Consider the following 17,957-nt stretch of genomic DNA (forward strand, 5'->3'; position numbering starts at 1 on the left):
TTGTCAAAGTTCATCACCCTCCATTTATTTGAGGGTTAGCCGGCTAACCTGTACATAATCAATAGTAACCTAGGGAAGGCAGGTTTACCAGCGCAAGGGTGTGTGGGATAGTTTCCAGTTACACTCGAGCAAGGATATAAGTCATGGTTTGGAATACCGTTCCAAATGTCAATTTTTAGACCTCAATATGATCAAAATCTAGAATTTCAAGTCGAAAAAAGATTGGAAACAAAAAAGGTTATCATTATTAATTGTCTTCATTTTTTTTATGGCGATGCATTGTGTTGAATTTTATCTGAGGACCTGAATTTTTTGATACGATTGTTTTAATACCGAAAATTTTGCAGTGGATGGTACCGGATGGGGTTTCTGAAATATGGACAATAAATATCCCTCTAGCTAAGATGCTAAACTATTATCCTCAATTAGATCAATTAATTAATAAGGAATGCCAGCGCTTTGATACTATTTATCTGGGTAGAGCTCATTATCAGCCGCATTGCCCAGAAATTGCCCGATATACCAGTGTTGAAAAGCATAATTATGGGAAACAGGATTTTCGGATTACTTTCATTTGGCGGGACGACCGTGTTTGGAGTGCGACTAACCCTTATTTGTATCATAAGCTCGTCCCAGAGCTTCGCAAAAGCGGGCTTCAACAACAAAATTCAAATATTTGTTACTTCTTGAACAGCTCAGACTGCGGTTTCCTCATGTAATTTTTACTGTCGCTGGTTTAGGTGTGGCTACGGCTTTTCCCGAATGGATTGATGACCGGCGAGTGGAAAAATATACGGATGATTTAGAACTGGCAACATGTAAAATCTATGCGGAAAGTCGGCTAGTGATCGGCGTGCATGGTTCTAATATGCTTTTACCGTCAGCCCATGCAGGAATGACACTTGATTTGATTCCAGATGATCGATGGGGAAATCTGGCGCAGGATATTATTTATCAAGATATTGATGTGCGTATGACAGTACATCAATATCTGCACTTACCAATTTCAACAGATATTAGCTTATTAGTTACTATTGCGTCCAATCAGCTTAAAAAATATGATGAACAAGATCAGAGTTGTTACACTGAATTATATTAATCTGAGTGTAAAGAAAAACCTGTGGAGGAGTAGGTTATGACACAAAACGGTGTTATAACAATTGCTACATCATTGGCACCAGGGAAAAATTTAGATAACCAAAAAAAGTCATTAACAGTTGGTGCAAGATGGGGTTTAAGTGCGTATCGATTAATGCACCGGATGAAATTGCTAAATTAGGACAGGATTTTCCTAATATTGAATTTGTTGTAGCATATCGTGATGCAAGAACAGAATTTGGTAAGCCTTATATTTATTTTGATGATTTCTTGGCCATATTTTGCTGGAAGCGATTCTCAAATATGTGGAATTGTTAATTCAGATATTTATTTATTGGGGGAAAAATTTCATTCCTTTATTTCTAAAGAAGCTGTCGATTCTTTAGTGTATGGTTCGAGAATTGATATTAAAGCACTTGATAATTTGCAAGGAAAGTTATATGGATGGGGTTTTGATTATTTTTTCTTTGACCGTAAAATTATTAATAGTTATCCTAAGTCAGATTTTTGTAGGACTGCCGTGGTGGGATTATTGGATAATACTTGTACCGATATTATGTGAAATTCCAGTTAAGAAAGTTACTGCTCTGGTGGCCTATCATGTTAAACATAAAAATGGCTGGAATAAAGAATCATGCCGATTGCTCAAGGATGCGATGTTAACTTATATTAAACCAGTTAATAACGATATAAGACGTTTATATATAGCATATATTGAAATTTATTCGTGAAAAGTCAATAAATATTTCATTATAGTAAAAAAATAGATAACTATGTTCTCTTATCTATAAAATAATCTGAATTTAAGCTGATGGGATTAAAACTTGACGGCAATAATATTTGTCGCGTTGATGAAAAATCGCTACCTAAGCTATAACTAGGTAGCGATTTTTTTTGATGGTATAGAAATTATATTTTTAGATGTGAGACTTGATTCAAATGGAGTTTTAACTCCATCTGAATTTTAGCGAATTTATCCTTAGGAATTAGGCGCTCGTGGGTTTCCACTTAAAAAGATGGGAGTCTTAGAGCGCCTGGGTCAGCGGATAAAACGATTGAACCACAAAGGACCAATGCAGCTATCGCGGCACCAATGAAATTAATATAGCCCCTTTGTAACCTTTATGTCTTTGTGTTTCAATTATTTTTTCGTTTTCTGGATTTCCAAAGGACGCGTAGCATTTTTCTTAGTTCTACATGATTTCCTCCATAAAGCGGTATAATTGTTTCGCACGGGCCTCTACGGTCGCGTTTTGAATTACGTATTGGTAGCCACGCTCGGCGATTTCCTTTCTTTCTTGTGGTCTTGCTAAGTAGTATTCAATCTTTTGGTTTAAATCCTGGTAGCCGTCGGTAAATACAACACAGTCTTTCATCTCACGATCAGCTGCAGGGATCTTGTCACTGATTAAGAATCCTTTACATGCCAGTACCTCAAAGAAACGGAGATTCATGGCATCCCAAATGGCTGAATCCTGTCCAGTGAAGTTTAATATAATTTTTGCGCTGGAGTAGAGAGTGGCCAACTCTTCATGAGTGATATGTCCCTGTGATAGGCGAGCGAGTATTCTACTGTAGGGATAGGGTTGCAGATTCCAATTGCCAAACAACCCGAATTTATAGTTAATCGCCGGATAGAGATAGCGCATAGTGCGTTCTTCCCCTTTAATGTCGTTTCCGACATATGCGACATCGTACTCATAGTTAAGGCTAGCAACCCTTGGGTGAAATATTGCTGTGTCTGCCGCCAACGGTAGAAGAATGCCGGAGTATCCAGCTTGCTGGTGAATATCTAGCAGCCGTTGTGAAAGAAAAGCATAACCGTCATATCCTAGCTTTTGTAATTGAGCTAAAACAATATCTGATCCTTCATTGTAAAAATTCTGAAAATATAGTATGTGTCTATAGGCAAATGGACCTGGTATTGTGTCATTCAGGTGGACCATCACATCAAGCCTGGCTGTTGGTCTAACATTTGGGGCATATAAATTAGCGGATTGAACACCTGCTAACTGTCGGAGTTCCCTGCATAAAGACTCGGCGTATAGTTCTTCACCAATAACGTGTCCTGTAAGATGCTCTAATCCTTTTGACCACTTCATCAAAAAACCTATATGCATAACATCATCTCCCCGAGGTCATGTTATTAACGCCCCACCGTGCTACTTGACTTTCACTTATAATAATTTGATCTCATTTGTACTATATAGGAAAATAAAGAGGACGCGAAGCGTTTTTCTTATATTGTATTCGCTGGCTCCGTTATTAATGATAACAATGGAATCTTCTATGAGATTCCGAATATGATAGACTGTGTTAAATAAATATAGATTGTATAGTTTTTCGAATATTCCTAGTAACTTCTTTAATAATATTTAAGATAAATTATAATAGTTCTTGCAGATAATTATATAATTTACCGGCTCGGGACTGAATACTTGCATTCTTAATTACATATTGATAACCGTTGTCTGCTATTTCCTGTCGTTCTTTAGTCCTGGAAAGATAATAATCAATTTTATTTATTATATCTAATCCGCCGTTAGTAACTATCATACATCCTCGCAATTCATCCTCAAAGCCAGGTACATAATCACTAATCAGAAAACCTTTGCAGGCCATGATCTGAAATGGTCTATCTGTCATAGCTCCCCAGTTGACCTGATCGGGAAAAGTGAAATTCAAACTGATTTTAGCATTGGAATATAAGAGTGGAACTTTGTCATAATCTAGTCTTCCCTTGCAAATCCTTGAGAATACTTTTTGGCAAAATGAATCCCCATCTCCCCACATGCCAAAGAGACCAAAATTATAATTAAACATTGGCGATAAATATCGCATTGTCCTACCATGACCTTTTATATCATTGCCAATAAAAACGACATCATAATTGTAACTCGCATCTGCCTCTCTAGGATAAAATTTAGTCAAATCAGCACCAAACGGTAAATATATTCCATGATAGCCTTGACTTTCATGAAGGGAAAGCAGCTTTTTTGAAATAAAAATATATCCATCATATCCCAATGGACGAAGTCGTTCTAGAATAGTATCCATTCCCTCACCAAAGCCATTTTGTAGATATAATATATTCTTTTTGGCTAAACTCGGTATAGGCTCTGTATCATTTACGTAAATCATCACATCTAATTGCGTATCAGGCCGTGTCACAAGGTCATATTGTCTGGCAAACTCAACCCCAGGCAATTTTGAAAGTTCATTACAAACAGATCTAAAATAATATGCTTCACCAATAATCCAGCCATTTTGATACATATGATCTATGTCCCATTTAAGATAAAATCCAATTTTCACCAGATCACTCTCCGTAAATTTTTATATTACCACATATGTTTGGTGGTGAATTCTGACAGGAGTTTGGTAAGTGCTTGTTTGGGATAGTATCCGAGGTGATTATTTGCATTCTCCAACTTTTGTAACCATAATTGGGTTAACTCCTGATTATTGGGGAGTATGCCATTGCTAAGAGTTTGATGTATTTCAAACTCTTCTTCAGTTGGGCTTATACCCAGCGCATGTATTTGTTCTAATCGTATCATCCCTGCCTCTACTTGTTGTTCATAATTATACTTCATAGTTGCCTGGTGGGAATGTATCCTATATTTTAGTAAAATATCAGGAATATTTGCGAAGTGTGTATATGACAATAATTGTCTCCATAAATCATAATCTTCTGTATAACGATATAAGGTATTATAACTAACATTATAGTCCGAAAATAAACTCTTTCTCATAATTACTACTGGATGAACAAAGGCCGAGCGAAATAAAAGCTTACATTTAATATCCTCTGAGTCAGTTTCATAACACCACACTTGATCTCGTTGACCAAATATCTGAACAGAACTGCCGCATACACCAATGTGTGAATTCTTTTCCATAAATAGTACTTGATGTTCCAAACGATTTGGAAGACTAATATCATCACAATGCATAATGGCAATATAAGTGCCGCTTGCGTTTGCAATAGCTTTATTTAAAGTTGCACTTGTGCCAAGATTAGTAGTATTACATATTAATGTTATACGTAAATCTTTATATGCTTTTATAATTTCAACACTGTTATCGATCGAACCATCATCAACTATCAAAAATTCAAAATCTGAAAACGTTTGGCTAAGAATACTTTCAATAGATTCCCGAATATACATACTTCCATTGTAGACCGGCATTGCAACAGTAACCGTGGGATTATTTTTTAAATGAATCATAATCAGATTCACCTACCTATTCAAATCATAATTTAACTTTTTTGCCCACACCACAAACTACCACAAAGTAATGTACCATTCAATTGTAATGCGTTTATTGCGTCCCTAACTTCCAGGTGATCAGGAGATGTATAATCATGACATATTAAAAATCCACCCATTTTTATTTTAGGGCACCATTGTAAAAGATCTTGTTTAACAGATTCATAACTATGATTCGTATTAAGAAATACTATTTCTATCGATTTATCTTCGAACTCTTTTGCGGCCTCAATAGTATCCATTATTAGAAAACGTATTTTATTATTTACTTTATATTCTGCGATGTTATTCATAAATGCACTTAAAATGTCAAGTGATTCGGAAAAGTTGTCTATACAATATAGAATGCTGTCTGTAGATAATGCTGACGCAATCATTATACTGCTGCGTCCCTGAAATGATCCTAATTCCACTATTTTTGATTCTGGCGGTAATTGTTTCATAATCCATTGCATACAAATTGCTTCTTCTCGAGTAAACCATCCATTAATTTTATCAAGCTCCTGCCATATACAATCAGAAGTAGCATCATAATTACTCATACAATCACCTCTAGAAAAAATATTAATAAGATTGAAGAATTATCATTACAAAGCGAAACAAAAGTACTTTAATGCGCAATTTATATAGTATTAATTATTAAAGTTTTGATTTACGCTTAAATTATCGCTCAAATAAAAGTACCAATCATACGGTATTCATTCTTCAATTTATTATATTAACTGTCATCTGAATATGTTACTGCTGCAATACCATCACAAGGTGAAAATCCAGTAAACCCAAAATGCAAATCATCATGCGCTGCGAGTAGGTAGCGATTTTTTAGGTCTGTTAGTATGTATATACAATGGCACCCATTGCAGAGAGGCCGAATATGATAGACTGTATTAAAATAATGTATAGATCATATTGTAGCGTCTACTGTCATCGATAAGGGGTGTAATGATGAAGATTTGCATGGTCGGAACGGGATATGTTGGTTTAGTAACCGGGGCATGTTTTGCCGATATGGGCAATGAGGTTTGGTGCGTGGATGTAGATGAAGTAAAAATTACCAACCTTAAAGCTGCTATATTGCCGATATATGAGCCTGGGCTGAAAGAATTGGTAGAAAGAAATCTAAAGGAAGGGCGGTTGCGCTTTACTACAGAGATAAAACTGGGAATTGAAGATGCATTGCTCTGTTTTATTACTGTAGGTACTCCGCCTTGTGAGGATGGTTCGGCAGACCTCTCCTATATTTTTTCTGCTGCCCAAGCGATAGGTCAATGCATGAATCATTACTTAATTGTAGTAACAAAATCTACTGTTCCAGTAGGAACTACGGAAAAGGTCAGGGATATTATTAGGCAGGAATTAAAGGTAAGCGCAAGGGAGCATGTAGGGTTTGATGTTGTGTCCAATCCTGAGTTTCTGAAAGAAGGAGCGGCAGTGGAAGATTTCATGCGCCCGGATCGCGTGGTGATCGGAACAGAAAACATAGGAACCGCCGAACTTATGAAACAGCTATATAAGCCTTTTGTCCGTAATCAAAATCCTATACTGATTATGGATACAAAGTCAGCTGAAATGACTAAGTATGCAGCTAACGTTATGCTCGCAGCACGTATAAGCTTTATGAATGAGATCGCTCAGCTTTGCGATATCGTTGGCGGAGATATTACGAATATACGAACGGGAATTGCTGCTGATCACCGTATTGGGAGGCAATTCCTCTATGCTGGCGCAGGCTACGGCGGATCGTGCTTTCCAAAAGATGTTAAGGAATTAATTAATCTAGGCTACAAAAATGGTCTTGAGATGGCTATAGCTACTGCCGTTCATGAGGTGAATGAGCGCCAGAAACATTATTTAGTGGATATGATTAGGAAGCGGTTTGGCGAGAAACTTGACGGAATGAGATTTGGTGTATGGGGGTTAGCATTTAAACCACAGACCGACGATATGCGTGAGGCTCCCTCCCTGGTAATCGTACAGTCCTTGATCAATATGGGAGCAAAGATTGTCGCCTTTGATCCGCAAGCGATAAAAGAGGCGCAGCAAGTATTTGAAGATTATGCTGATCATATTCAATATGTGGGCGATATGATGGAAGCAGTCAATGATGCGGATGCTCTAATATTAATTACCGATTGGCGGCAATTTCGCCAACCAGATTTTAGTGACATGAAGTCGCGTATGCGCCAATTAGTCCTTTTCGATGGACGTAATCAATATGATTTCGAACAAATAGAAAAATACGGGTTTGAATATTATTGCATAGGGAGAAATTACCGGGGAAAATGATTGTCAAGTTGTTTGGGAGGGATTAATGTGTCCGCGAAACGCATATTGGTTACTGGCGGTGCTGGATTTATCGGTTCACACTTATGTAAAAAATTGCTTGAGCAGGGTCATGAGGTGATTTGTTTAGATAATTATTTTACTGGCTCAAAGGCTAATGTGACGGGATTGCTAAATTATCCCGGCTTTGAAATAGTAAGACAGGATGTAACTTTACCCATGCAATTTGAGGTGGATGAAATATACAACCTTGCTTGTCCGGCTAGTCCCGTGCATTATCAGCACAACCCGATAAAAACCATTAAGACCAGTGTGCTCGGAGCCATAAACATTCTTGAGTTGGCCTCGTATCTAAGAGCAAAGGTACTGCATACTTCTACCTCGGAGGTGTATGGTGATCCGTGCATTCATCCGCAGACTGAAGAGTACTGGGGCAATGTAAATCCTATTGGTAGGCGAAGTTGTTACGACGAAAGCAAACGCTGCGCGGAGACGGTATTTTTTGATACCTATCGACAGTCAGGTTTGCACATCAAAGTTATCCGTATATTCAATACATATGGACCTAACATGCACCCTAATGACGGTCGCGTGGTGAGTAACTTTATCGTTCAGGCACTGCGTGGTGAAGATATTACGATTTATGGTGATGGCAAGCAAACTAGGTCGTTTTGTTATGTGGATGACCTTATTGATGCTATGGTAGCCATGATGAATACTGAACAAGGTTTTACTGGTCCCGTGAACCTAGGCAATCCGGCAGAATTTACAATATTGGAACTTGCAGAAAAAGTGCTGAGTCTGACTGGCTCAGGATCTAAATTGACTTTTTGGTCGCTTCCTCAAGATGACCCGAAGCAGCGCCGACCGGATACAACATTGGCAAAATCTAAATTGGGATGGGAACCGCGGATAGGCTTAGAAGATGGTTTGAAACAAACGATTGCTTATTTCAGGAGGATATTAGCATGACAAAGTTCAACTTAACTACCCCGGTGGTGTTGCTTGTTTTTAATCGTCCCCATACTACAGAACAGGTGTTTAAAGAAATTCGCAATGCCAAGCCGCCTAAGCTTTTAATTGTTGCTGATGGTCCTCGTACAGATCGGTCAGAGGAAGTCGAAAAGTGTGCTGCTGTTCGAGCTATTGTGGAGCAAGTGGATTGGGATTGCCAGGTTTTAATAAACTACTCCGATATCAATCTAGGCTGTAGGAAACGGGTGGCAAGCGGATTGGATTGGGTGTTCGATAGAGTGGATGAAGCCATCATCCTTGAAGATGACTGTGTGCCGCATCCAACTTTTTTTCATTTTTGTCAGGAACTACTGGAACGATATCGTACTGATGAGCGTGTCATGACCATTTCAGGGAATAATTTCCAATATGGTCGACGACGAACGAAATACAGTTATTATTTCTCAAGATATGCTCATCTTTGGGGGTGGGCAACATGGCGGCGGGCATGGAACTCTTATGATGTCGACATGAAGATGTGGCAGGAAATTCGGGATGGGGCATGGCTTTTTGATATTTTGGGTAGCACACGGCCGGAATTTCAAGATGGACAGTATCAAATTAATATTAGCAGGAGCATACGGACCGTTCAGTATTGGCATGACATCTTCGAACATACCTATAAAGGCAGGATTGATACATGGGATTACCAATTACTTTTTGCTAGTTGGCTGCAAAATGGGCTGCATGTTCTCCCCAATATCAATCTGGTGTCTAATATTGGCTTCGGTCCGGAAGCAACGCACACCAAAGTAATTTCCCAGTGCGCTAATTTACCTATAACAGCTATGGAAGATCCCTTAAATCATCCAACATTTGTTATTCGTGATAGCTGGGCGGATGATTATTCACAGGCAACTCATTTCGGATAAAGTGAACCTTGGGTTCGGAAGGGGTTAGGCCCCTACCGAACCCTTAGAGCGAACTTAGTTCGAGGTTTACAGCCTGTTATCCCCGACCTTCAAGGGCGGGGTCTTACAGGCTGTTGACGAAGATAATGGTAAGGGAGATGATCAAGTTGCGTATAGTACACGTGAATCTTTTTGGCGCTAAAGGTGGAGCTGCTAGAATTGCCTGGCAGATTATGACTTCTATGACGGCTCAGGGACATGAGGTTCATGTTTTCGCTCATTACAACACTACAAATGATCCACGATTCATACCGATAGCCGTCCCGCAGACAGGGTGGCAAAAAGGGTTGTTACAGCAACAAGCTCAGCAGGGGTTATTTGATTTATACTCCACGGCCCTATTGGGCGTGATTGAGCATCCTTTGTTTGAACAGGCTGATATTGTTCACCTGCACTGTATCAATGGAGGATACTTCTCCTTTTTGTTACTACCATTTTTAGCGGCGAAGCCTTTAGTCTGGACCTTGCATGATCCACTAGCTTTTACGGCAGGCTGCTATAATACGGAGGACTGTAATGGGTGGCAAAATGACTGGTGTGCTGGTTGCCCCCTTGACTCGCAGGTACCCAGCCAGCGGCCGCAGCGAGAATTAGTACAGCTCATTAAAGGTTCTATTTACAAAGTAGCCAAATTCACGGCGGTATGTCCGTCTGCCTGGTTGGAAAAACAGGCCAGAAACAGCATACTGCGGGACCATAACATTAGAATGATTCACAATGGTATTGATATAGATACTTTTTGCCCTAACAATCGTCTAGAATGCCGTGCAAAATTGGGGTTGCCTGCCGAAAAGAAAATTATTATGTTTGCAGCTCACGGCGGTTTTAATGACCAGCGAAAAGGCGGAAGGTTTTTAATCGAGGCCTTGAAAAAAATCCAGAGCCCAGAGGCACTCCTCCTCAATATCGGTAGTGCTGACAATTCGGCTCTTAACGAACTGCCCATACCGCATATTGATGTTCCATTTATCGATGATCAGCAGCTCATGGCCGATTATTACGGTGCAGCTGACTTGTATGTTTCTCCGGCGTTGGGCGAAGTTTTCGGGCTTACTGTTTGTGAAGCACAGTCGTGTGGTATACCTGTTGTGGCCTTTGCCACTGGAGGGATTCCGGAAATTGTTGTTCACCAGCAAACAGGTTATCTGGCCGATCGAGGTAATAGTGGCGACCTAGCATCTGGAATTTCATACTTTCTAGATGAGCCTGATAAAAGGCGACTTGCAGGAGAAGCAGCGCGTAAGAGGATGGTTGATAAATTCAGTGCTACGCGGATGGTAGACGACTATGTAGGACTGTATCAAGAGATATTGAGTGCGAAAACTTGGTCTATTGGCTCATTCTTCCCGGTTCTAAAGAAAGAAAATATGCCGCAGCTTATTGAAAAAGCCAAAACTACTGGAGGGTGGGGTAATGTTTGGCAAGAGTTTCGCAATTTATACAGCAGATATGAAAGTTATCCAACAAGTCAACGAGCAATAGTTGCAGATCAATTCTATTGCTGCTGCCTTAGGAAGGTTGATGTAGTTGCTGAAAGCTGGATTTTATGGGAAATCATCGAACAGTGGGTTACATACCGGAAAATGACGATGTCTTGCGGTGCATTGCCGCAGGAAGAGATGCAAGAACTTTTGCATTTTAGTCGGCAGTTGCGGAAACAACTGGTTCACTATTTCACCCAAACACCTCTTGATGAACTGGTGAAAATCGGAAAGAGGGAAGAGCGCTTGTTAATAACCGTGTGGTGGCAGCTGTTCTTTAATTCATTTTTGCCGCTTAATTCCGGTGTTGGCACAGAGTTTAATACTGATAGCGTTGAGGATTTTAATTCCATAGAAATGGATTCGATTTCACCGTACATAAGGATAATGCTAGTAAGTATGTATCATCCTTATGAAGCAGACGCTTACGATATGAATGCCGCTGAATTATGGAATGAACCTAATATCCCATTTTGCTCTAAAGCTATCATTAGTTTGTGGATGCTGCACGTTCCTTATTACAATATTGAAGAAAGGCACCGACAGCAGTTGCTAAGGTATGCCTCAGAATTATGTAAGCTATCCATGCCATCAGAATTTTTTATCTCCATTGTGAATAAATTGGTGGACGGTTTTTGGCGTGCTTCTTATGTTGGTGGTAACAATGTGTCGGCATTAACTGCATTAGGGAACTTTATTACCTTGCACATAGCACGGTTTGGTTTACAAAATATTGAACCTATTTTTCAGCACAATATGCGTCGCAAGGAAGGCAAATTACGTGTCGGCTATGTATCAAGATTCTTTCGCAATCAGGCTGTTAGTTACTACATGGTCAACCGGGTCATTCATCATGATAAAAACAATTTCGAGATAACTATTTTTTCTTTGGGAGATCACTGTGATGCAATGACTGAACTTTTTAAAGAGCACAGTGAGAAGTTCCTGCAATATACGAATCTAGCGGATGTTTCTGGTATTGCCAAAGGAATTATGGATTGTAAATTGGATGTTTTGATTTATACTGATATCGGTATGGATCCTGCCACTTATCTTTTAGCCGGCATGCAACTTGCGCCTGTTCAATGTGCCATGGTAGGGCATGGTACTACAACTGGTTTGCCGACGATACAATATTATATCAGCGGTGATTTTGAACCTGAAAATGCTGAGTCTCATTATCGGGAAAAGCTTATAAAATTGCCGAATTTGGGCGCGGCCCAGTACCCTCCTCCGTTTATGCAGGATAAGATTACCACCCGTAAGGATTGGAAGATACCAGATGATGCAGTTGTTTTTGTTTCTTGTGCGAACGGTATTAAGCATGGTTCACAAAGAGATTCTCTGTTGGTAGATATACTAAAAAAAGCGCCAAATGCTTGCATTTTGCTTAAACCATGTTATTCCAGTAATTTAGATGGTCGAATATCTGAGCGAATTATCAATACAGCTGAAAAGGCGGGGGTGGGTAACCGGCTGTTCATAGTGCCACCGCTTAATGATGTTTCTGCCTTGTTGGCTATTGCTGATATTCAGCTTGATACCTATCCCTACGGTGGATGGACTACTAATATGGAAGCGTTATATATGGGATTGCCGATTATCACGCAGGAGGGCGATATGGCTCGTAGCCGTTGGGGGGCACATATGCTCAGGGCTCTGGGCATACAGGAAGGTATTGCAGCCAATGAGACCGAGTATGTTGACTGGGCAGTGCGGTTTGTTCATGACAGCGAGCTGCGTAATAGAGTAAAGAGCCAAATAAAAGAGCGGGCTAAGAATGTTTTGTTTAACGGTGTGGCGGCACGACCGGAGTATGAAAAAGTTCTGCTTAAGATTTCTCACCGAATATGAAAAAAACGTATAAATATCGTAATCATTCAGCACAAAAATTGATCTGCGGCATATACTATAGCACCTAAAGATTGTGATAGCTTTATAACATTATAATGAATCAATGGATAACATGTATAAAAAAGGAGGTTGAAGTTTATGACAGAAGATAATGATCTAGGTGAAGAATATCTTGCTTGTCAAAATGACAAGCAGAAAGTGTATGTGTTAAACGATCCAGAGGCTGTAGATCAACTTATCCGGAATCTTTCGCACGGAGGAAAGGGAGGTCTTAGTCAGAAACGGTTATTGCGTAAATTGGATTCAGGCAGGGATGACCAGCAGCAAGATGATATGCTGCTGGAAATGAATACCCGCCTCCAGACTTTAATAGGCAATACTGCTGGTGAGCAGCTGTTAAGTGAGGAGAACTTGGCATTTGAAAATGGGGAACAAAAAGTATATATTTTACCTGATTTGACTGCTGTAGAGCAATTACGCAGAGGAATCACTGGTAAATCAGGAGAAGCTAGTAAAAGTCGAATGTGGGAACGAGCGACTCCGGTGGCTGACGATGGGCAGGATACTGTGACAGGATTGGCGAGCCGTCTTCAGGTTGTGGAAGCGAAGCTGCAGCGGCTGGAGGGTCTTATTAATTCATCTGGCATAGCGAATGTGAATGGCGATAGTTAGTATATCTCATTGTGCAAGATAAGAGAATCCTTGGTTATTACTATGTAAATCAGAAAACATAATATTTTTCTGATTTACAAAAAGAGCAGACCAGATTGGCCTGCTCCTCTCTTTAGATTGGACATGGGAAAGTAGCACACGTATTGATGGGTTGTAGTTCCTGACTGACGGTGAAGGAAACAAAACCATTTGCTACATCGTTGGGGCTTAAATCGAAAGGCCGCAAACCGACTACCCACAAGTTTTCGTGTTTCCACAGTTTTTCGATAACTTTACCATTTACATTGATTTGAGTTCCGGTTGCATTCGTAGTCGCATTAAGCTGAATGACCGTGCAGGATCCGTCAATAATTTCCAGCGCCTGTTGGAACTGTACGAAATTCAACGGACCAGTGGTACAATCAGGGAAGGGGAAGAAGCTGGTGCCAGGGAAGACTAACGTAATGGTTGTGACAAATGGGATTGGACACCCGGTATTGGTCATGCAGACGATCAAAAGTCCTATTCGTACGGTAATTGTTGAGCAATTGTCAGTGATGCTTTCATCCGCACAAATAACGAAAACATCGCAATGTTCATTTGGCAGAAGTGTAGGTAATTGTACGCCGCCTAACCGGCATGAATTAACGCCAGGAAAGGCAATACAAGCTGTTGCGTTCTGGCTGCTAATATAGCGTACTTCTTCGACACAAATGTCATGGCACACGCACTCGGGTGTGGGATTGACCGGGGTAAGAGTGGTTCCGAAGGCGGGGCCGCAGACGGCAAAAGTGTTTAGACAATCATTGCAGGGTTCGGGATCCGCCTGTCTGGTAAGACTACAAAAATCTGGAATTTCGAAATATTTACTGTCTATCATTATAAAAGCCTCCTCAAAATTTTGTTATTTTATCTAAAGGTAAATATTGGGGTTGTTAGCATCCCTCCCTGGTATACAATTATTATTTTGATGTTGGCGATTAGAACGTTATGTTCTTACTACATAGTATGTTTTTGGCTAAAAAATGTGCTTTTCTATCCAAAAATTTTGTCAGGACTATAGAGTAGCATTGGACTTGTATATGGAATAGTGGGCTATAAGGTGTTGCACTGCAGGGGAATTTAGTAAATCTATAAAACTTTTATCGGATTTCTAACTCTTACCATTAGGGTGATAAAGTTTACATAATAAAGTATGGCTGATGATTTAGGATGCTAATCTGTATTTTAGCGGGGTGATGGCGAAATACCGGGGATGCAATATTAATTAAGAAGTATTACAATAGCAGTGCCGGAAGGTAGCTTCGCACTAGTAAAGGAGGAATACATTATTAAAAATCTACGTGGTTTGGTTTTAACAGGTTTGACTATAGTAGCCCTAGGAGCGTGGTCTCAACCCGCATTTGCCGCTACCCCTGTCGTAAACTATAATATAAATGGGGTACAAGGTACTACTGATGGTAAAATAGTTGCTAGCAATTCTCCGACACAATTTACGTGGGTAATTAATAAGAAACCTACACCGGCCCCGACTCCGAGTCCGGCACCAGCACCGAAACCTACACCAGCTCCGACTCCCAATCCGGCACCAGTTCCAAAACCTACTCCGGTTCCTGTTCCAGCACCAACTCCTGCTCCGGTTACCAATCCGACTAGTTTACCAGCTGGATTAACCGCAGAAGAGCAACAAATGATAACTCTTGTTAATCAAGAGCGTGTGAAGAATGGGATTAAGCCTTTACAGGTAGACATGCAATTGGTTAAAGTTGGAAGAATGAAGAGCCAGGATATGATTGACAATCACTATTTTAGTCACATATCTGCAAAATACGGTTCTCCCTTTGATTTGATGAAAGCTCAGGGAATTACCTTTAAGACCGCTGGGGAAAATATCGCCGGAAACTCGACAGTACAAAGTGCTCATACCGGATTAATGAATTCTCCAGGACATCGTAGTAATATTCTAAGCCCCAATTTCACTAAAATTGGTATAGGTATTATCAAAGGTGGACCGTACGGTCTAATGATAAGCCAAGAATTTATTGGCTAAAATTAATTTAGATTATTAAAAGAACCTGTTTCAAAAACGCAACCATAATGTAAAGAGACTGTTTTAAAATGCCCAGATGCTAGGCGCGACGAGCATTTGAGTAATGGCGTACAAGTAGTATGTTGAGCAAAATGCGCAGGAGCAACAACGCAGATGGGTATTTTGAAACAGGCTCTAAAATGTTAATTTTTAAAGGCAGCCAGAAGAGGCTGCCTCAGGCTGTCGACAAAGTATGTCGGCAGTTTTTTTATTTAGAATCCTCCCAATTTGCTTAATATCTAGTAAAATAGAGATAAAACGAACCTCAATCCTTTCGGTTTGAACACGGTATTTGTCTACACTCTGTTAGGCTACTTTATTGCTTTTTATGGAATCAAAAATTATATTTAATTCCAATTACAAGTAGGAATCTATCAGCTTTAAGAATTAAGACAAGCTAAATCAAAAAAAACTCTCAATTGACCGAAGAGTCGAAACACCATACAATAGAGATAAAACCAATTTGTGTTAATCAGTATGGAGGTGTCTTGTGCAAGTGAAGACTATATGGCAGAAAATAGTTCAATATAAAAAAATAGTATTTCTAGTGATTATAGTAGGTGTTGCGGCTAAATTTGGGGTAACTATGTATTTAGATAAGAATAAACCTGTAATGACTGGGCAATCGATATCTGTGGAGCGGGGGGATATTGTTTCATTGGTGTCAGCTACTGGCACGATTAAACCTGTGACTATAGTTGATGTGAGTTCTAAAATAACGGGCTTAATCAAAGAAGTCAAAGTAAGCGAGAATGAGCAGGTAAAAGCCGGGCAGATTTTAATTTTACTTGATGATAAGCGCTTGATGGCGCAAGTATCCCAGTCACAGGCAAAGTTAGCCAATACAACAGCAAATTATGAGCGTAATCTACGATTAAATCGGATTGGTGCTGTTTCCAATCAGCAATTGGATGCTGCAAGTATGGATTATAGTGTTGCACGGGCTACCTATGATGATGCAGTATCTCAACTAGATGATACGGTAATTAAGGCGCCTATTGATGGTGTGATTATTGGGAAACCCATTCCCGCAGGACAAACTGTAGCACCAGGTATTTCAACGCCGATGGTGCTTATGAGTGTAGCCGATTTATCAAAAATGCAGATTGAGGCTCAGGTGGACGAATCTGATATTGGTAAAATATCATTAGGGCAAAAAGTCGATTTTACCGTAGATGCCTATATGGGAAAAGTTTTCAATGGATCGGTCTCTAATATTTCTCAGAAGGCGAATATTCAGCAAAATGTAGTTTATTATACTGTTATGATAGATGTTGAAGGTTCTGTGAATCTATTAAAGCCTACTATGACGGCTAGAGTGTCTATACATATTGGAGAAAGTAAAAATGCATTAATTGTGCCTCTTTCAGCTATAAAAGAAAGTAAAGGACAACAGTATGTCCAAAAGATGGTCAACGGAAAAGTAGAGAATATAAATATCACAACTGGTTTGAATGGCGAAGATCGAGTAGAGATTCTTAGTGGTCTTATTGATGGTGATCAAATCTACCTGCCACAATCAAAAGCATTGCCTCAAACATCAGATGCTGCTAAGGGATCTAGCACTATGCGTAGTGCACTAGGGCGCTAAGGGAGGTTATATGATGAGTATTTTACTTTCGGAAGTGAGCAAAGTATACCAGATGGGCGATTCTAAGGTCGCCGCTCTAGCAGGAGTATCATTGGAGATTATTGCCGGGGAATTTACAGCTATTATGGGTCCGTCTGGATCAGGAAAATCTACACTAATGAATATCTTAGGTTGCCTTGATAGACCCACTAGTGGGTCCTATATCCTGGATGGTGAAGAAGTAGCTACGTTAAATGATAATGAATTAGCGATTACTAGAAATCGGAAAATTGGATTTGTTTTTCAGAATTTTAATCTGCTGCCTCGGATGTCAGCTCAACAAAATGTAGCTTTGCCTCTAATTTACGCTGGAGTAATAAAGCAGGAACGAGAGGAATTATCTGCTCAAGCTTTACATATGGTGGGTTTAGCAGATCGTATGCATCATCGCCCCAATGAGTTGTCTGGCGGTCAGCGTCAGCGTGTGGCTATTGCGCGGGCCCTAGTAAACAATCCTAGTATTATTATGGCGGATGAACCTACTGGCAACCTTGACAGTAAATCTGGCGATGAGATCATGGATATTTTTACAGGTCTTAATCAAGAAGGTCGGACCATTGTTTTGGTTACTCATGAAGTAGAGATTGCCCAATATACAAGGCGAGTCATTTCTTTTCGTGATGGCTTGATTGTAAGTGATAAGGCTTTGCCTTAAGTCTAGGAGGTGATCGT

At 39.9% G+C, this 17,957-nt stretch carries 16 protein-coding genes; 11 read left to right on the forward strand and 5 right to left on the reverse strand.

What is annotated here, in order from left to right; translation table 11 throughout:
- Positions 1–676: 676 nt before the first annotated feature.
- The 3 genes from LMF89_RS22040 to LMF89_RS22050 are packed head-to-tail and all read left to right on the forward strand — an operon-like array spanning position 677 to position 1,660.
- Positions 677–1,099 (forward strand): hypothetical protein, encoded by a 423-nt coding sequence (locus LMF89_RS22040; RefSeq protein ID WP_229536968.1) that lies wholly within the window; start codon positions 677–679, stop codon positions 1,097–1,099.
- A gap of 36 nt (positions 1,100–1,135) precedes the next feature.
- The gene (locus tag LMF89_RS22045; RefSeq protein WP_229536969.1) at positions 1,136–1,279 is read left to right on the forward strand and encodes a hypothetical protein; all 144 of its coding nucleotides are present in this window, start codon (positions 1,136–1,138) and stop codon (positions 1,277–1,279) included.
- 42 nt (positions 1,280–1,321) lie between these two features.
- Positions 1,322–1,660 (forward strand): hypothetical protein, encoded by a 339-nt coding sequence (locus LMF89_RS22050; protein WP_229536970.1) that lies wholly within the window; start codon positions 1,322–1,324, stop codon positions 1,658–1,660.
- 631 nt (positions 1,661–2,291) lie between these two features.
- Here the strand turns inward: LMF89_RS22050 and LMF89_RS22055 are convergent.
- From LMF89_RS22055 to LMF89_RS22070, 4 genes are all read right to left on the reverse strand, one after another.
- Positions 2,292–3,218, reverse strand: coding sequence for a CgeB family protein (locus tag LMF89_RS22055; RefSeq protein ID WP_229536971.1), 927 nt, complete (start codon positions 3,216–3,218; stop codon positions 2,292–2,294).
- Positions 3,219–3,483: 265 nt separating this feature from the next.
- Positions 3,484–4,413 carry a glycosyltransferase family protein gene (locus LMF89_RS26360; RefSeq protein ID WP_229536972.1) on the reverse strand — a complete coding sequence of 310 codons (930 nt, stop codon included), beginning with the start codon at positions 4,411–4,413 and terminating at the stop codon, positions 3,484–3,486.
- A 26-nt stretch (positions 4,414–4,439) separates the two neighbouring features.
- Entirely contained in the window at positions 4,440–5,330 is an 891-nt protein-coding gene (locus LMF89_RS22065) for a glycosyltransferase family 2 protein (RefSeq protein ID WP_229536973.1), read from the reverse strand.
- Positions 5,331–5,362: 32 nt separating this feature from the next.
- On the reverse strand, positions 5,363–5,914 hold the full coding sequence (locus LMF89_RS22070) for a class I SAM-dependent methyltransferase (protein ID WP_229536974.1): 552 nt from the start codon (positions 5,912–5,914) through the stop codon (positions 5,363–5,365).
- A gap of 400 nt (positions 5,915–6,314) precedes the next feature.
- Between LMF89_RS22070 and LMF89_RS22075 the strand changes: the two genes are divergently transcribed.
- The 5 genes from LMF89_RS22075 (at position 6,315) to LMF89_RS22095 (ending at position 13,587) form a co-directional block, all read left to right on the forward strand.
- Positions 6,315–7,658, forward strand: coding sequence for a UDP-glucose dehydrogenase family protein (locus LMF89_RS22075; RefSeq protein ID WP_229536975.1), 1,344 nt, complete (start codon positions 6,315–6,317; stop codon positions 7,656–7,658).
- A 27-nt stretch (positions 7,659–7,685) separates the two neighbouring features.
- Entirely contained in the window at positions 7,686–8,627 is a 942-nt protein-coding gene (locus LMF89_RS22080; RefSeq protein WP_229536976.1) for a UDP-glucuronic acid decarboxylase family protein, read from the forward strand.
- A complete protein-coding gene (locus LMF89_RS22085) occupies positions 8,624–9,541 on the forward strand; it encodes a glycosyltransferase family A protein (protein ID WP_229536977.1) in 918 nt (305 codons plus the stop codon). Before LMF89_RS22080 ends, LMF89_RS22085 begins: the two co-directional genes overlap by 4 nt.
- Before the next feature lie 137 nt (positions 9,542–9,678).
- Entirely contained in the window at positions 9,679–12,915 is a 3,237-nt protein-coding gene (locus tag LMF89_RS22090; RefSeq protein WP_229536995.1) for an O-linked N-acetylglucosamine transferase family protein, read from the forward strand.
- A 138-nt stretch (positions 12,916–13,053) separates the two neighbouring features.
- Positions 13,054–13,587: a hypothetical protein gene (locus LMF89_RS22095; RefSeq protein WP_229536978.1), complete on the forward strand. Its 534-nt coding sequence runs from the start codon at positions 13,054–13,056 to the stop codon at positions 13,585–13,587.
- A gap of 112 nt (positions 13,588–13,699) precedes the next feature.
- Here LMF89_RS22095 and LMF89_RS22100 read toward each other — a convergent pair whose 3' ends face one another.
- A complete protein-coding gene (locus tag LMF89_RS22100) occupies positions 13,700–14,446 on the reverse strand; it encodes a hypothetical protein (protein ID WP_229536979.1) in 747 nt (248 codons plus the stop codon).
- Between the two features lie 408 nt (positions 14,447–14,854).
- On the opposite strand from LMF89_RS22100, the gene LMF89_RS22105 reads away from it, so the two are divergent.
- The 3 genes from LMF89_RS22105 to LMF89_RS22115 all read left to right on the forward strand — a co-directional run bounded on the left by LMF89_RS22105 (position 14,855) and on the right by LMF89_RS22115 (position 17,940).
- Complete coding sequence (locus LMF89_RS22105; RefSeq protein ID WP_229536980.1) at positions 14,855–15,616, forward strand: CAP domain-containing protein; 762 nt, start codon at positions 14,855–14,857, stop codon at positions 15,614–15,616.
- Positions 15,617–16,145: 529 nt separating this feature from the next.
- The gene (locus LMF89_RS22110; RefSeq protein WP_229536981.1) at positions 16,146–17,246 is read left to right on the forward strand and encodes an efflux RND transporter periplasmic adaptor subunit; all 1,101 of its coding nucleotides are present in this window, start codon (positions 16,146–16,148) and stop codon (positions 17,244–17,246) included.
- A 13-nt stretch (positions 17,247–17,259) separates the two neighbouring features.
- The gene (locus tag LMF89_RS22115; protein ID WP_304622623.1) at positions 17,260–17,940 is read left to right on the forward strand and encodes an ABC transporter ATP-binding protein; all 681 of its coding nucleotides are present in this window, start codon (positions 17,260–17,262) and stop codon (positions 17,938–17,940) included.
- The last annotated feature ends 17 nt before the right edge of the window (positions 17,941–17,957 follow it).

Origin of the sequence: Pelosinus baikalensis, from assembly GCF_020819555.1 — a bacterium.
Taxonomy (GTDB): Bacteria; Bacillota; Negativicutes; order DSM-13327; family DSM-13327; genus Pelosinus; species Pelosinus baikalensis.

Bases quoted from the DNA above. Each gene is read 5' to 3' on its own strand.
- LMF89_RS22055 (WP_229536971.1), bottom strand. From the start codon at position 3,218: ATGCATATAGGTTTTTTGATGAAGTGGTCAAAAGGATTAGAGCATCTT.
- LMF89_RS22045 (WP_229536969.1), top strand. From the start codon at position 1,136: ATGACACAAAACGGTGTTATAACAATTGCTACATCATTGGCACCAGGG.
- LMF89_RS22070 (WP_229536974.1), bottom strand. From the start codon at position 5,914: ATGAGTAATTATGATGCTACTTCTGATTGTATATGGCAGGAGCTTGAT.
- LMF89_RS22100 (WP_229536979.1), bottom strand. From the start codon at position 14,446: ATGATAGACAGTAAATATTTCGAAATTCCAGATTTTTGTAGTCTTACC.
- LMF89_RS22075 (WP_229536975.1), top strand. From the start codon at position 6,315: ATGATGAAGATTTGCATGGTCGGAACGGGATATGTTGGTTTAGTAACC.
- LMF89_RS22050 (WP_229536970.1), top strand. From the start codon at position 1,322: ATGCAAGAACAGAATTTGGTAAGCCTTATATTTATTTTGATGATTTCT.
- LMF89_RS22065 (WP_229536973.1), bottom strand. From the start codon at position 5,330: ATGATTCATTTAAAAAATAATCCCACGGTTACTGTTGCAATGCCGGTC.
- LMF89_RS22085 (WP_229536977.1), top strand. From the start codon at position 8,624: ATGACAAAGTTCAACTTAACTACCCCGGTGGTGTTGCTTGTTTTTAAT.
- LMF89_RS22090 (WP_229536995.1), top strand. From the start codon at position 9,679: ATGATCAAGTTGCGTATAGTACACGTGAATCTTTTTGGCGCTAAAGGT.
- LMF89_RS22095 (WP_229536978.1), top strand. From the start codon at position 13,054: ATGACAGAAGATAATGATCTAGGTGAAGAATATCTTGCTTGTCAAAAT.
- LMF89_RS22115 (WP_304622623.1), top strand. From the start codon at position 17,260: ATGAGTATTTTACTTTCGGAAGTGAGCAAAGTATACCAGATGGGCGAT.